General features: G+C 67.5%; 14 protein-coding genes and 1 tRNA gene. 4 read left to right on the top strand and 11 right to left on the bottom strand.

Features of this window, described 5'->3' with window-relative positions; translation table 11 throughout:
- Positions 1-106: 106 nt before the first annotated feature.
- Both leuA and ybiB read right to left on the bottom strand, forming a co-directional pair.
- Complete coding sequence (gene leuA, locus VXM69_RS17245; RefSeq protein ID WP_034189299.1) at positions 107-1,759, bottom strand: 2-isopropylmalate synthase; 1,653 nt, start codon at positions 1,757-1,759, stop codon at positions 107-109.
- 379 nt (positions 1,760-2,138) lie between these two features.
- Positions 2,139-3,113, bottom strand: coding sequence for a DNA-binding protein YbiB (ybiB, locus tag VXM69_RS17240; protein ID WP_034189259.1), 975 nt, complete (start codon positions 3,111-3,113; stop codon positions 2,139-2,141).
- Positions 3,114-3,291: 178 nt separating this feature from the next.
- Here ybiB and maiA point away from each other — a divergent pair, with 178 nt between their 5' ends.
- A complete protein-coding gene (gene maiA / locus VXM69_RS17235) occupies positions 3,292-3,936 on the top strand; it encodes a maleylacetoacetate isomerase (protein WP_034189260.1) in 645 nt (214 codons plus the stop codon).
- 82 nt (positions 3,937-4,018) lie between these two features.
- On the opposite strand, the gene ftsY is transcribed toward maiA, so the two are convergent.
- Positions 4,019-5,173 (bottom strand): signal recognition particle-docking protein FtsY, encoded by a 1,155-nt coding sequence (gene ftsY / locus VXM69_RS17230; protein WP_034189261.1) that lies wholly within the window; start codon positions 5,171-5,173, stop codon positions 4,019-4,021.
- A 217-nt stretch (positions 5,174-5,390) separates the two neighbouring features.
- Here ftsY and rsmD point away from each other — a divergent pair, with 217 nt between their 5' ends.
- From rsmD to VXM69_RS17215, 3 genes are all read left to right on the top strand, one after another.
- Positions 5,391-6,005 carry a 16S rRNA (guanine(966)-N(2))-methyltransferase RsmD gene (rsmD, locus tag VXM69_RS17225; RefSeq protein WP_049034320.1) on the top strand — a complete coding sequence of 205 codons (615 nt, stop codon included), beginning with the start codon at positions 5,391-5,393 and terminating at the stop codon, positions 6,003-6,005.
- Between the two features lie 111 nt (positions 6,006-6,116).
- On the top strand, positions 6,117-6,614 hold the full coding sequence (coaD, locus tag VXM69_RS17220; protein ID WP_021163047.1) for a pantetheine-phosphate adenylyltransferase: 498 nt from the start codon (positions 6,117-6,119) through the stop codon (positions 6,612-6,614).
- 59 nt (positions 6,615-6,673) lie between these two features.
- Entirely contained in the window at positions 6,674-6,940 is a 267-nt protein-coding gene (locus VXM69_RS17215) for a YfhL family 4Fe-4S dicluster ferredoxin (protein ID WP_006477774.1), read from the top strand.
- Positions 6,941-7,022: 82 nt separating this feature from the next.
- On the opposite strand, the gene hisC is transcribed toward VXM69_RS17215, so the two are convergent.
- The 8 genes from hisC to VXM69_RS17175 all read right to left on the bottom strand — a co-directional run bounded on the left by hisC (position 7,023) and on the right by VXM69_RS17175 (position 14,189).
- Positions 7,023-8,090: a histidinol-phosphate transaminase gene (gene hisC / locus VXM69_RS17210; protein ID WP_367189950.1), complete on the bottom strand. Its 1,068-nt coding sequence runs from the start codon at positions 8,088-8,090 to the stop codon at positions 7,023-7,025.
- Between the two features lie 118 nt (positions 8,091-8,208).
- A complete protein-coding gene (gene pth, locus VXM69_RS17205; protein ID WP_034189264.1) occupies positions 8,209-8,808 on the bottom strand; it encodes an aminoacyl-tRNA hydrolase in 600 nt (199 codons plus the stop codon).
- A 120-nt stretch (positions 8,809-8,928) separates the two neighbouring features.
- On the bottom strand, positions 8,929-9,534 hold the full coding sequence (locus tag VXM69_RS17200; RefSeq protein ID WP_034189265.1) for a 50S ribosomal protein L25/general stress protein Ctc: 606 nt from the start codon (positions 9,532-9,534) through the stop codon (positions 8,929-8,931).
- A gap of 161 nt (positions 9,535-9,695) precedes the next feature.
- Positions 9,696-10,658, bottom strand: a complete 963-nt coding sequence (locus tag VXM69_RS17195; protein WP_034189266.1) for a ribose-phosphate pyrophosphokinase — start codon at positions 10,656-10,658, stop codon at positions 9,696-9,698.
- A gap of 45 nt (positions 10,659-10,703) precedes the next feature.
- Positions 10,704-10,780 (bottom strand) — tRNA-Gln (locus VXM69_RS17190).
- Between the two features lie 55 nt (positions 10,781-10,835).
- Positions 10,836-11,717 carry a 4-(cytidine 5'-diphospho)-2-C-methyl-D-erythritol kinase gene (gene ispE / locus VXM69_RS17185; protein ID WP_069706839.1) on the bottom strand — a complete coding sequence of 294 codons (882 nt, stop codon included), beginning with the start codon at positions 11,715-11,717 and terminating at the stop codon, positions 10,836-10,838.
- 25 nt (positions 11,718-11,742) lie between these two features.
- Positions 11,743-12,366: a lipoprotein insertase outer membrane protein LolB gene (gene lolB, locus VXM69_RS17180; RefSeq protein ID WP_367189949.1), complete on the bottom strand. Its 624-nt coding sequence runs from the start codon at positions 12,364-12,366 to the stop codon at positions 11,743-11,745.
- On the bottom strand, positions 12,366-14,189 hold the full coding sequence (locus tag VXM69_RS17175) for a tetratricopeptide repeat protein (protein WP_059558731.1): 1,824 nt from the start codon (positions 14,187-14,189) through the stop codon (positions 12,366-12,368). The genes lolB and VXM69_RS17175 overlap by 1 nt, the downstream gene beginning before the upstream one ends.
- Between the last annotated feature and the right edge of the window lie 59 nt (positions 14,190-14,248).

Here is a 14,248-nt window from a genome sequence, read left to right as displayed (position 1 = left end):
GCGGCCTTCTGGGCCGCTTTTTGCTGGCCCGTGCGGCGCGGATCGCGCGGCGCACGGGCGGTCGTTCCGCTCGCTGACGTTTGAACGCTCGGTCGATGCGCGGCCGTCAGGCCGCCGCGCGGTGGTCCGTGCAGTGCCACGCCGATCGGTTGATCGCACTGACGACCGCGTCGAGCGCGGCGCTCGCCGCATCGGCATGCAGGCCGACGCCGTGCCGCAGCGGTGCGTCGCCGACCCGGCAGCCGACCGATACCGCGAACCGTCCGTCCGTCGCGCGCACCGATTCGCACGACGCGACGTCGATCGCGGCGCCGGCCGCCGCCGCGAAGGCCGCGGCGAATCGTCGCACGGCGTCCTCCGGCGCCGACTCGGTCGCGGCCGCGGGCGCCGCCGCGATCTCGCGGTTCTGCCAGCGCGCGCTGCCGCCGTGGCGCGCGGCCGGGCCGTCGGTCTCGAAGAATTCGCGCGTGAACAGCGCGCAGATCGCGTCGCCCGTCACTTCCTCGCCGGATGCGTCCGCGAGCGTCTGCACCGCGTGGCTGAATTCGATCTGCACGCGCCGCGTCGGCGTGAAGCCCATCCCGCGTTCGAGCAGGAACGTCGCGCCGCCCTTGCCGGACTGGCTGTTCACGCGGATCACCGCGTCATAGCTGCGGCCGAGGTCGGCCGGGTCGATCGGCAGGTACGGCACTTCCCAGACCGCGTCGGGGCGTTGCTGCGCGAAACCCTTGCGGATCGCGTCCTGGTGCGAGCCCGAGAACGCGGTGAACACGAGGTCGCCCGCGTACGGGTGGCGCGGGTGCACGGGAATCTGGTTGCAGCGTTCGACGACGCGGCGCACCGCGTCGATGTCGGAGAAGTCGAGGCCCGGGTCGATGCCCTGCGTGTAGAGGTTCAGCGCGAGCGTGACGAGATCGACGTTGCCGGTGCGTTCGCCGTTGCCGAACAGGCAGCCCTCGATGCGGTCGGCGCCCGCGAGCAGCGCGAGTTCGGCCGCCGCCACCGCGGTGCCGCGGTCGTTGTGCGGATGCACCGACAGCACGATGCTGTCGCGATACGCGAGGTTGCGGTCCATCCATTCGATCTGGTCGGCGAACACGTTCGGGCTTGCGGCTTCGACGGTGGCCGGCAAGTTGACGATCATCTTGTGGTCGCGGGTCGGGCGCCACGTCTGCGCGACCGCGTCGCAGATCTCGCGTGCAAACGTCAGCTCGGTCATGCTGAAGGTTTCCGGCGAGTACTGGAAGGTCCACTGCGTGTCGGGGCGCGCGTCGGCGTGCGCCTTGATGATGCGCGTGCCGTCGATCGCGAGCGCCTTCACGTCGTTTTTCGACATCCCGAACACGATGCGGCGGAACGACGGGCACACCGCGTTGTACAGGTGCACGATCGCGCGCGGCACGCCTTCGAGCGCGTCGAACGTGCGGGCGATCAGGTCCTCGCGCGACTGCACGAGCACCTCGATCGTCACGTCGTCGGGAATCCGCTGGTCGTCGATCAGCTTGCGGACGAAATCGAAGTCGGTTTGCGACGCCGACGGAAAACCGACTTCGATCTCCTTGAACCCGATCGCCACCAGCATCTCGAAGAATTCGAGCTTCTGCTCGATGCTCATCGGCTCGATCAGCGACTGGTTGCCGTCGCGCAGGTCGGTGCTCATCCACACGGGCGCGCGCTCGATGGTGCGGGACGGCCAGCGGCGGCCATTGAGGCGGACGGGTTCGAACGGACGGTACTTGTCTTGCGGATTGCGCTGCATCTTCTGGACCTCGGGTCTCAAGTCGCGAGCGAAGACGGGCGGCATGAGCGACGGTTGGCGCTGCCTCGCATCGCCGCGCGCCATTGCGCCGCGGATGCGGATGATCTTCGCGAATCGGCCGACGGATAGACGGACGAATGCTGACGACTTCGGTTGTAAAAACTGCGAGAGGGGTACTGCGAGGAACTGCTGGGAGGGACCGTGCGGACAGCACACGGCGCTACGACAGCCTTAGGCTAGTCGTAGCGATAGCGGCCGCGCTAGGCGGCCGGAGGTAATTCGGAGGGTGTTCGGAAAGGAACGCATGGCAGTCACTCTATGCCAGGATGCGGGCGCGTGTCAAATGGTCGGGACAAAGGGGCCGGTCGCGGCCGCGTCGTCAGCGTGCGATGCGCGCGATCTCCACGATCGTCGCGACCTGCCGCGCCACCGTGTCCGGCACCGGCACCTCGCCGCGCAGCACGGCGTCCGTCCACGCGGCCGTGGTCGCCGCATCGCGCGCTTCGGGCAGCGCGACGGGCGGCGCATCGGTCGACGAACGCTCGGCCTCGATCAGCGTGTCGCACACGCCGTCGTGCAGCCAGTCGACCTGCACCTGGCGCCGCGTGTCGGCGACGGCTTCGCCCTCGGTGCCGCGCGCGAGCAGCGCGCCGCCCAGCGCGGCGTCCGGATGATCGCGAAACAGCTGCGCGAGGCTGTCGCGGTACGGCGGATGCGTGTAGTTGACGAGCCGCAGCCCGGCCGGCGCGAACGGCTGCAGGATCTTCACGAGCGTGTGCGTCGAGTTGCGTACGCCGAGCACGCTGCGCATCGACAGCAGGCGGGCGATGCGCGGCGCCAGGACGCCGATCGGTGCGAACGCGACGCGGCGCTCGGCCAGCATGTCCTCGATCGCATCGTGCGACGCCGACGGCGCGAGCGACAGCGCGGAGAAGATCTCCGCACTCGTCACGCGACCGGGATCGCGCTCCACGCCGTGCACGAGCGCCGGTACGCCTTCGCGCGCGAGCAGCAGCGCGAGCAGCGGCACGAGGTTCGGCTGCTTGCGCGCACCGTTGTAGCTCGGGATCGCGACCGGGCGGAACGCGGCGTCCTGCACGTGCACGGGCTCGAACGACGCCTGCGCGGCGGCGAGCATCGCGGCCAGTTCGTCGGCGGTTTCGCCCTTCAGCCGATAGGCGATCAGGATCGCGCCGAGTTCGACGTCCGACACGCGTGCGTCGAGCATCGCGCGGTAGAGCGCGAACGTGTCCTCGGCGGACAGCGCGCGCGCGCCGTTCGGGCCGCGGCCGATTTCCTTGATGAAGCGGGCGCAAGGGAACGGAGCGGCGGCGGTGTCGGGGGAAGCGGTCATCGGGGCGTGGGGCGGGCGGCCGGCATCGGGCCGCGCGGTGAGCGGTGAGGAATGCCCGAGTATCGCACGGGCGCGGCCGCGCATCGTGCCGCGCTACACTCTGGGTCCCGGCGGTGCGCGCGCCGGTTGCGCCGCGCCCGTGCCGTTGCCGGCCGAATACGACCAACAGAGACATCCCATGAAGCTCTACAGCTATTTCCGCAGTTCCGCGTCGTACCGCGTGCGGATTGCCCTGAACCTGAAGCGGCTGCCGTTCGACTATGTTCCCGTGCACATGCTGCGCGACGGCGGCGAGCAACTGAAGGACGCGTACCGCGCAGTGAATCCGGACGCGGTCGTGCCGACGCTGGTCGACGGCGACGCGACGCTGCAGCAGTCGCTCGCGATCATCGAGTATCTCGAGGAAATCCATCCCGAGCCCGCGCTGCTGCCGAAGCAGCCGGTCGATCGCGCATACGTGCGCGCGATCGCGCTGCAGATCGCGTGCGAAATCCATCCGCTGAACAACCTGCGCGTGCTGAAGTACCTGAAGCACACGATGAAGGTGCCCGAGGAGGCGAAGAGCGCGTGGTACCGGCACTGGATCGAGGCCGGCTTCGAGACGCTCGAGACGCGTCTCGCGAGCGATCCGCGCACCGGCAAGCTGTGCTTCGGCGACACGCCGACGCTCGCCGACGTGTGCCTCGTGCCGCAGGTGTTCAACGCGAACCGCTTCTCGATCGATACCACGCGCTTCCCGACGATCCAGCGGATCGCCGACCACGCCGCGGCGCTCGACGCGTTCAAGGCCGCCGAGCCGGGCGCGCAGCCCGACGCGGAATGAGCGCGGCGCGCCGCTGGTGACGAGCGGGCGCGCATGAAAAAGGGCGCCCGAAGGCGCCCCGTGCGATGCGTGCCGGCGAGGGTCAGCCGAGCAGCGCGTCCGCGAATTCCACCGCGCTGAACGGCTGCAGGTCCTCGACCTTTTCGCCGACGCCGATGAAGTAGACGGGCACCGGGCGTTGCCGCGCGATCGCGGCGAGAATCCCGCCCTTCGCGGTGCCGTCGAGCTTCGTGACGATCAGGCCCGTGAGGCCGAGCGCGTCGTCGAATGCCTTCACCTGCGTGAGCGCGTTCTGGCCGGTGTTCGCGTCGATCACCAGCAGCACTTCGTGCGGCGCGCCGTCGTGCGCCTTCGCAATCACGCGCTTTACCTTCTTCAGCTCTTCCATCAGGTGGAGCTGCGTCGGCAGGCGGCCGGCCGTATCGGCCATCATCACGTCGATCTTGCGCGCGCGCGCGGCGCTGACCGCGTCGAAGATCACCGCGGCCGGATCGCCGCTTTCCTGCTGCACGACCGTCACGTTGTTGCGCTCGCCCCAGACCGCGAGCTGCTCGCGCGCGGCCGCGCGGAACGTATCGCCCGCGGCCAGCAGCACCGACTGGTCGAAGCTCTGCAGATGCTTCGCGAGCTTGCCGATGCTGGTCGTCTTGCCCGCGCCGTTCACGCCGGCGATCATCATCACGAGCGGCTGCGCGCGGCCGAGCATCAGCGATTTCTCGAGCGGCGTCAGCAGTTCGACGAGCAGGTCGTGCAGCGCGCCCTTCACCTGCTGCGGGTCGGTCAGCCGGCCCGTGCGCACCTTTTCGCGCAGCGCGCCGAGCAGGTACTCGGTCGCATCGACGCCCGCGTCGGACATCAGCAGCGCGGTTTCGAGCTCCTCGTACAGATCCTCGTCGATCTTCGTGTTGACGAAGACGCCGGTGATGCTCGAGCCCGTCTTCGCGAGCCCCGTTTTCAGGCGCGCGAGCCACGACTTCTTCGCGGACGCGTCCTGCAGCGGCGGCGGGACGATCTCGACCGTCTCGACGACCTCGTCGCGGCCGTCGTTGGTCGGCGTGACCGTCATCACGACGGCCGGCGCGGCCGGTTGCGCGGGTGCCTGCGGCACGTCGGCCGCGGGCGGGGCCACGGGCGCGGGCGCATCGGACGGCTCGTCCGCTTGCTGCGCGTCGGCCGATTGCGATTCCGCCGGATCGGGCTCCTGCGATTTCTTGAATCGTTTGAAGAAACTGAACATGGTCTGACGTCGGGAAGAGGGCAGGCCCGCCGAGAGAGGCGGGGCGCTGGGCGGGCCGTTCTGCGTTCGCGCGGGCGCGGCGCACGGCGGCCGAAACCGTGCATTTTATCAGTGCGGCGTGGCGCTCGCGTCAGCGCGCGCCGCCGCTGTGGTAACGTGCGCCTGTTTGGCGGTGCGCCCCTGCGCGCGCCCGGTCCCTCCGTCGTCGATATCCCGTATGTCCCGTTCCTCTTCCGGCCGCCCGGCGGCCCCTCCTGCCCGCGGCAAGCCGCACACGATCCGCATCATCGGCGGCGACTGGAAGCGCACGCCGCTCGCGGTGCTCGATCTCGACGGCCTGCGGCCGACGCCCGATCGCGTGCGCGAGACGCTGTTCAACTGGCTCGGCCAGGATCTCGAAGGCCGCCGCTGCCTCGACCTGTTCGCGGGCACCGGCGCGCTCGGCTTCGAGGCCGCGTCGCGCGGCGCGGCGGGCGTCGTGATGGTCGAGCGTCACCCGCGCGCCGCGCAGCAGCTGCGGGCGATCAAGGACAAGCTCGGCGCCCGTTCGGTCGAGGTTGCCGAGGCCGATGCGCTGCGGCTCGCAGCCGGGCTCACGCCGGGCGCGTTCGACGTCGTGTTTCTCGATCCGCCGTTCGGCGAACCGGCCGTGCTCGATCGCGCGATCGCGCTGGCGGCGCCGCTCGTCGCGGCGGGCGGCGCGCTGTACGTCGAAACGGGGGCGGAACTCGACCCGGCCGCGCACGAGGCGCTCGCGGGCTGGGAGGTGGTGAAGCACGGCAAGGCCGGCGCGGTTCACTATCATTTGCTGCGGCGCGAAAATGATGAATAATGCGCGTTCCATACGAGGCGGCGCGCCGCAAAGGCGACGCATGCCCATCTCGGCAGTGGCGTGCGCATCGCACGGCTGCCATCCCGTTTGCGAGATGACAGGAGGAGCGACATGGTAGTCGCCGTGTATCCCGGTACGTTCGATCCGCTGACGCGCGGGCACGAAGACCTCGTGCGGCGTGCGTCGAGCATTTTTGATACGCTGGTCGTGGGCGTCGCCGACAGCCGCGCGAAAAAGCCGTTTTTCTCGCTCGAAGAACGTCTGACGATTGCGAACGAGGTGCTCGGCCATTACCCGAACGTGAAGGTGATGAGTTTCACCGGCCTCCTGAAGGATTTCGTCCGGACCAACAACGCACGCGTGATCGTGCGCGGCCTGCGTGCCGTGTCCGATTTCGAATATGAGTTCCAGATGGCGGGGATGAACCGCTACCTGTTGCCCGACGTCGAGACGATGTTCATGACGCCGTCCGATCAGTACCAGTTCATCTCGGGGACGATCGTGCGCGAAATCGCGCAGTTGGGCGGCGATGTCAGCAAGTTCGTGTTCCCGTCCGTCGAGAAGTGGCTGACCGAGAAAGTGACGGCGATGGGAGGCCCTGCCGCGTGATGCGGCGCCGGCCGGTTTCGTCGCGAAGCCGGCCGCCGGCCTGAGGAAGTGAGATCAGTATGGCTTTGATGATTACCGACGAGTGCATCAATTGCGACGTGTGCGAGCCCGAGTGCCCGAACGGCGCGATTTCGATGGGCCCGGACATCTACGTGATCGACCCGAACAAGTGCACCGAGTGCGTCGGCCATTTCGACGAACCGCAGTGCCAGCAGGTGTGTCCGGTCGAATGCATTCCGCGCGATCCGCAGCATGACGAATCGCACGCGCAATTGATGGAGAAGTATCACGCGCTGATCGCCGTGAAGGGCGACGACGCATCGTGATCCGGCAGTGACGCGCGCCCGTTGATGGGCGAGCGCGCGTCCTGCGTTCAGAGCGGCGCCACCCGGCGCCGGTTCTTCCTTATCAGGCCAGCCACTCGCGCAACGCCGCGACGAGCGCGTCGCATTCGGCGTCGGTGCCGACCGTGATGCGCAGGTGCTGGTCGATCCTCGGCAGCCGGAAGTGCCGCACGAAAATTTCCCGTTCCTTCAGTTTCGCCGCGATCGTGCCCGCATCGTGCGCGGGATGGCGCGCGAACACGAAATTCGCCGCCGACGGCACGATGTCGAAGCCGAGCGCGTCGAGCGCGTGCGTGAGCCGCGTCCGGCTGTCGACCACGCGCCGGCAGGTCGCGTCGAAATAGTCGGTGTCTTCATACGCGGCCTGCGCGGCGACCTGCGCGAGCCGGTCGAGCGGATAGGAGTTGAAGCTGTCCTTCACGCGGTTCAGTGCGTCGATCAGCGCCGCATCGCCGAACGCGAAGCCGACGCGCATGCCGGCGAGCGAGCGCGCCTTCGACGTCGTGTGCACGACGAGCAGGTTCGGATGACGGTTGATCAGCGTAATCGCCGACTGCGCGCCGAAATCGACATACGCCTCGTCGATCACGACGACCGATGACGGGTTCGCGGCCGCGATCCGCTCGACATCCGCGAGCGGCAGCGCGCGCCCGGTCGGCGCATTCGGGTTCGGAAACAGCACGCCGCCGGCATCGTCGAGGTAGTCGTCGACACGGATCGAGAAGTCGTCCGCGAGCGGCACGATCGCGGTCTCGACACCGTACAGACGCGCGTAGGTCGGATAGAAGCTGTACGTAATGTCCGGAAAGCGCAGCGGCCGGTCGTGCTTCAGCAGCGCCTGGAACGTGTGCGCGAGCACCTCGTCGGAGCCGTTGCCGACGAACACCTGCTCGGGCTTGATGCGGTGATGGGCCGCGACCGTCTCGCGCAGCGCGCGCGCGACCGGGTCGGGATAACGACGCAGCGTGTCGCCGGTCGTGCCGAGTTCGCGTGCGATCGCCGCGACGACGCGCGGCGACGGCGGATAGGGATTCTCGTTGGTGTTCAGCTTGACGGGGTGCGCGAGCGCGGGCTGCTCGCCCGGCACGTAAGGCACGAGTTGCTGAACGACGTCGCTCCAGTAACGGCTCACCGCTTGGCTCCTGTCGGGCAAAACGTCGAGATTACCGCATGTGCGCGTCGTAGTGGGGCGGGCGCAGCCGCCCGGCGACGCCGGACGGCCCGATGCACCGGGCCGGTGCGAGCGGCGATCAGTTGCGATGCAGTTGCATCGTCGCGCGGTCGAGTTCGCCCTTGACGACCATCGGCATCACGGCGAGCGCGCGTTCGATCGACGCGTCGATCACGTCCTGCTCCTCGCGGCGCGGCGGCTTCAGCACGAAGTTCGCGACGTCGGGCTTCGCGCCGGCGCGTGCGCTTTCCGGAATCAGGTCGCGCGGATGGCCGATGCCGATCCGCAGCCGCCAGTACTGCTGCGACGACAGGTGCGCGGAGATGTCCTTCAGGCCGTTGTGGCCGCCGCTGCCGCCGCCGAGCTTCAGCTTCACGGTGCCGGGTGGCAGGTCGAGCTCGTCGTGCGCGACGAGGATCTCGTCGGGCAGGATCTTGAAGAATTGCGCGAGCGCGACGACCGACTGGCCGGAGCGGTTCATGTAGGTCTGCGGCTCGAGCAGATGGACTTCCTCGCCGTGCAGGCGCGCTTTCGCGTAGAAGCCGTGGAATCGGCGTTCGTCGCGCAGCGTCGTGCCGGCTTCGCGGGCGAGCTGGTCGATCAGCCAGAAGCCGGCGTTGTGGCGCGTCGCGGTGTATTCCGCCCCGGGATTGCCGAGGCCGACGATCAGTTTGATCATGACGTTTCGAAGGCGGCAGCGGCCGCCTGGGCGCAGAAAAAGAAAAACCCGCCGGGCAAGCCGCGGCGGGTTGCGTCGACCGTTTCGTGAAACGGATCGATGGGGCACGTAGGCAGCCGCTTAGGCAGCCGGCGTTTCGCCTTCGGCTGCGTCCGACACGGCACCAGCCGGGACCGTCGCCGAAGCGATGACCGGGTTTTCCGCGTCGATGTGCGCGACCAGCGCGACGCCCTTCGGCAGCGTGATGTCCTTCGCGTGCAGCGATTGACCGGCTTCGATCTTCGACAGGTCGACTTCGAGGAACTCCGGCAGGTCGGCCGGCAGGCACTCGATTTCGATTTCCGTCGCGACGTGCGAAACGATCGCGCTCGACAGCTTCACGGCCGGGCTGACTTCCGCGTTCAGGAAGTGCAGCGGTGCCTTCGTGTGCAGCTTCTTCTTCGCGTCAACGCGCTGGAAGTCCACGTGCAGCACCAGTTGCTTGAACGGGTGGTATTGCACGTCGCGCAGCAGAACCTGTTGCGACTGGCCAGCCACTTCGAGGTCGAGGATCGACGAGTGGAAAGCTTCCTTCTTCAGGGCGTGCCACAGGGCGTTGTGATCCAGTTCGATCTTTTGCGGGGCGGCTTCGCCACCGTAAACGATACCCGTGGTCTTGCCAGCGTTGCGCAGGCGGCGGCTCGCACCCGTACCTTGCTGTTGGCGCTCGAAAGCGACGACTTTCATATGATTCTCCAATAGCTGCCCGCGACCAGGCAGTAAAACGGGGCCGTCAAACGGCGGCCCCTGATGAAACGGCCGGGGTTTCGTCTATCCCGTCCGATTGTGCAAAAAGCGAAGCGTTGCCGCTTCGCTTTCCGCGCATGCTTTGTTCCGTCGATTCGCGATCAGGATTCCGCGAACAGCGACATCACCGAATCGCCGCGGCGGATCCGCGAGAACGTCTCGGCCAGCAGGCTCGCGCTCGTCAGCGAGCGGATCTTCGAGCAGGCCAGCGATTCGGCCGACAGCGGGATCGTGTCGGTGACGACCAGCTCGTCGAGTGCCGAGGCGGCGATGCGATCCGCGGCGCCGCCCGACAGCACGGGGTGCGTCGCGTACGCGAACACCTGCTTCGCACCGCGGTCCTTCAGCACTTGTGCGGCCTTGCAGAGCGTGCCGGCCGTATCGACCATGTCGTCCATGATCACGCAGGTGCGGCCTTCGACTTCACCGATGATGTTCATCACTTCGGCGACGTTCGCCTTCGGGCGACGCTTGTCGATGATCGCGAGATCGCAGTTGAGCTGCTTCGCGAGTGCCCGGGCACGCACCACGCCGCCGACGTCCGGCGACACGACGAGCAGATCCGAGTAGTTCTGCTTGCGCAGGTCGCCCAGCAGGATCGGCGTTGCGTAGATGTTGTCGACGGGGATGTCGAAGAAGCCCTGAATCTGGTCGGCGTGCAGATCCATCGTGATGATCCGCTCGACGCCGGCGATTTCCAGCATGTTCGCGACGATCTTCGCCGAGATCGCGACCCGCGCCGAACGCGGGCGGCGATCCTGACGAGCGTAGCCGAAGTAGGGGATGGCTGCGGTGATCCGGCCGGCGGATGCGCGCTTGAGCGCATCGACCATGATCATCAGTTCCATCAGGTTGTCGTTCGCCGGTGCGCACGTGGATTGCAGGACGAAGACGTCCTTGCCACGCACGTTTTCCTGGATCTCGACCTGGATCTCGCCGTCGGAGAAACGGCTGACCATTGCTTTGCCGAGGGGGATACCAAGGATATTGACGACTTCCTGGGCAAGCGCGGGATTCGCGTTGCCAGTAAAGACCATCAGGCCATCATGGCTGTGGCTGCTCATCGTGCACCTGCTTCAGGCTTGGGGCGGGAAATGCGGGAAAATTTTTGGCAGGGGAGGAAGGACTCGAACCCTCGCATGCCGGAATCAAAATCCGGTGCCTTGACCAACTTGGCGACTCCCCTACACTTAACTGACTGCTTCACCGAACTCGTGTAGGCCGTTCGGCAAAGTAAAACTTCATGACGCGAAAGCGAAGAGCGGATGCTCGTTCAGACTCTCGGCAACTGCGCCCTTCCAGCTGGCGGGCAGCTTGGCTTTCGCCGCTTCTGCCTCGTGCTTGCTGTGAAACGCTGCAAACACGCTTGCTCCGGAGCCGGTCATCCTCGCGGGGGTCACATCATACAACCATTTGACCGCCTGCGCAACTTCCGCGTACTTCCTTGTTACAACTTCCTGCATGTCGTTCCGGCCGAAGCTATCTGGCCATCCCGCATCGCTGGTTTGCTGTGCAAGAAAGTCAGCAATTGTGACGGGCTTCGTATCTCTTGTCAACAACTCATCTGAAAATATTTCAGCGGTCGGGACATGAACGCTTGGCGTCACAACCAAGAACCAGCGAGTCGGCAATTCTACCTCAGCTAATTCTTCTCCGATACCCTCTGCGAACGCATTTTTTCCAAAAATAAAAAACGGGACGTCGGCGCCGAGTTTGACCGCGAGCGACTGCAGCTCGGCCCGCGGCAGGTCGAGCTGCCACAGGCGGTTCAGCGCGAGCAGCGTCGTCGCCGCGTCGGAGCTGCCGCCGCCGAGACCGGCGCCCATCGGCAGGCACTTGTCGATCTCGATGTCGACGCCGTGCGCGGTGCCCGTATGCGTTTTCAGCAGGTTGGCCGCGCGCACGACGAGATCGCTTTCCTCGGGCACGCCGGGCACGTCGGTGACGCGTGCGACGCGACCGTCGTCGCGCAGCGTGAAGTGCAGCGTATCGCCCCAGTTCAGCAGCTGGAACACGCTCTGCAGGTCGTGATAGCCGTTCGGGCGACGGCCGGTGATGTGCAGGAACAGGTTGAGTTTCGCGGGCGCAAGGCAGTTGCGCAGCGAGCGGGTCGAATCGGTCATGCGTATGTCTGGGCTGGGCCGGTGCTCACTGGTCGAGCACGAGCTTGATGTCGAGCGGCGGTGTCGCGCGCACGAGGTTGACGCGTTTGACGCCCGTGGCCGGGGCATCCGCGTAGGCAAGGTAGTCGATCGTCCAGCCGTCCTGGCGGATCTGCTTGACGCGCGTGCCGTCGGCCGGGTCGCGCACGGTTTCCGCCTGCGTCGCGGGCGCGGCCGTCGGCAGCAGCCAGTAGCGCAGGCCGGCGAGCGGCAGTTCGAAGCCGAGCGTCTTCTGCATCAGGTCGCCGACGTCCGGCGCGTATTGCGTCGGACGGTTCGGCAGTTCGAGCGAGGCTGCCTGCGGCGTCGATTTCACGATCGCGAGCGTCTGGCCGAGCGGGCTGCGCAGCTCGAGCGACACGTCGTCGCCGTGTTCCTGCCAGTCGAAGTTGCCGTACACGTGCTGCTGCTTGCCGAGACGGTCGTCGTACTGCACCGCGAAGCGGCCGTGGTAAGCATGCGACGCGGCCGTTTGCAGCACCGCGCCGGTCGCCGGCGCGCTGGCCGACGGCGGCGTGCTCGCGCAGCCGGCGAGCGCGAGCGCCGCGCCGACCGCGGCCAGCGTGCGCTGCGCGCGGGAGAACAGGGAAAGCGTCGGGAACATCCGCATCAGAGGCCGTTGATCTGGAGGCGCTTCAGCGTCTGCACGAGCGTCTCGTTGTCGGGTTCGAGCTTCTGCGCGTCGCGCCATGCGGAACGCGCGTCGTCCTGCGCGCCGCTCTTCCACAGCACTTCGCCGAGGTGCGCGCCGATTTCGGCGTTCGGCTGCAGTTCGTACGCGCGCCGCAGGACCTTCGTCGCGCCGGCCGTGTCGCCCATCCGGTACTTCACCCAGCCGAGGCTGTCCATGATGTACGCGTCGTTCGGCGCGAGCGCCATCGCCTTGTCGATCAGCTTGCTGGCTTCGGGCAGGCGCTGGTTGCGGTCGGCCAGCGAATAGCCGAGCGCGTTGTACGCCTGCGGGTTGTCGGGCTGCGTGCGGATCAGCTCGCGCAACTGCTTTTCCATCGTCGTGTAGTGGCCGGTCTTTTCGGCCGCCATCGCGTAGTCGTAGCGCAGGTCGGGATCGTCGGGGAAGTCCTGGACCGCTTGGCCGAGCCGCGCCTCGGCTTCCGGATAGCGTTTCGCTGTGAACAGGATCGACGCGTCGGTGCGCGCGACCACGGCCGCGTCGCGCGGATCGGTGATCGGCAGGTCGTCGAGCACCTTGCGCGCCTCGTCGGTCTTGCCCTGTTTCTGCAGCAGCTGCGCGCGCGTGATTTGCGCGGGCAGGTAGTGCTGGCTCGTCTGGTCGACCTTGTCGAGCCATTGCGACGCCTGCGCGTCGTTGTTCTGGTCGATCGCGATCTGCGCGAGGTAGATGTAGCCCTGGCCGACGTCGAGGTTCGGCTGCTTGTTGCCGAGCTGCACGTACTGCTTCAGGTAGGCGGTCGCTTCGTCGAGCTTCTTCTGCTGGATCTTGATCAGCGCGAGCGCCATCAGCGGCGTCGGATCCTTCGCGTCGAGCTTGCGCATCGTCTCGAACTGCTTCTGCGCGTCGTCGAGGCGGTCGTCGGCGAGATACAGCTGCGACAGCGCGAGCCGCGCATCGCGCGACTTCGGATTCTGCTGAACATACTTCTCGAACGAGGCGATGCCGGCCGCGCGTTCCGCCGGGCCCATCTGCGACAGCATCAGCGCCGCCGGCAGGTAGTCGGGGCGCAGCGCCAGCGCCTGCTTCAGCGACTGCGCGGCGCCGTCCTTGTCGTCGACCGCGAGCTGCTGCCGTGCGATCGCGAGCTGGGCCTCGGGGCGGTTCATGTCGTTCTTCAGCATGTCCTTCAGCACCGCGAGGCCGCCGACGCGGTCGGGGCCGCGCACGAGCAGCGCCTGCAGCGCGAGGATCGCCGGGCCGCGCGTCTCGCCGGTCGCGCGGGCCAGCTCGCGCGCGAGCATCGGCTGCGCGTCGGCCGGCTTGCCGGCGAGCACCAGCAGCGCGGCATCGACCTGCGACGCCCGATTCGAATCCGGCGCGTACTGGCGCCACAGATTCGCGGCGGACAGCGCGTCGGCCGGGCTCTGCGCGCCGAGCGCGATCTCGGTCGCGCGCTGCGCCATGCGCGGATCGCGCGTGTCGCGGGCAAGTGCGAGGTAGGTCTGGTAGGCGGGCGCCGGCTGGTTGCGCTGGAGCGCGACCTCGGCGGCGAGCACCTGGTAGACGATCTGGCTCGTCAGCGGCACGCCGGGGAGATTCTTCTGCTCGTCCGGCATCACATGCTCGAACGCACCCTGCGGCTCCGCGTCGTCCGATGCCGGATCCTGCGCGTGGGCCGGGAAGGCGGTGAGGGTCCAGGCGGCAAACAGCGCGGCGCCGAGTGCACGGCGGACCGGGAAGGCGCGCACGCCGCGCACGGCGGCGGGGCGCTTCTGAAGCAGCTTCGAGGGCAGAGTCATGGAAATCCGTTCGATGTTTCAACCGATTGTAACGCGCTCGCTACAATACACGCACGATC

The sequence above is a fragment of the Burkholderia sp. Ed8 genome (assembly GCF_040761425.1).
GTDB lineage: Bacteria > Pseudomonadota > Gammaproteobacteria > Burkholderiales > Burkholderiaceae > Burkholderia > Burkholderia seminalis.
The sequence above is the reverse complement of the archived record's forward strand: the minus strand, read 5'-3'. Positions and strand labels throughout refer to the sequence as shown.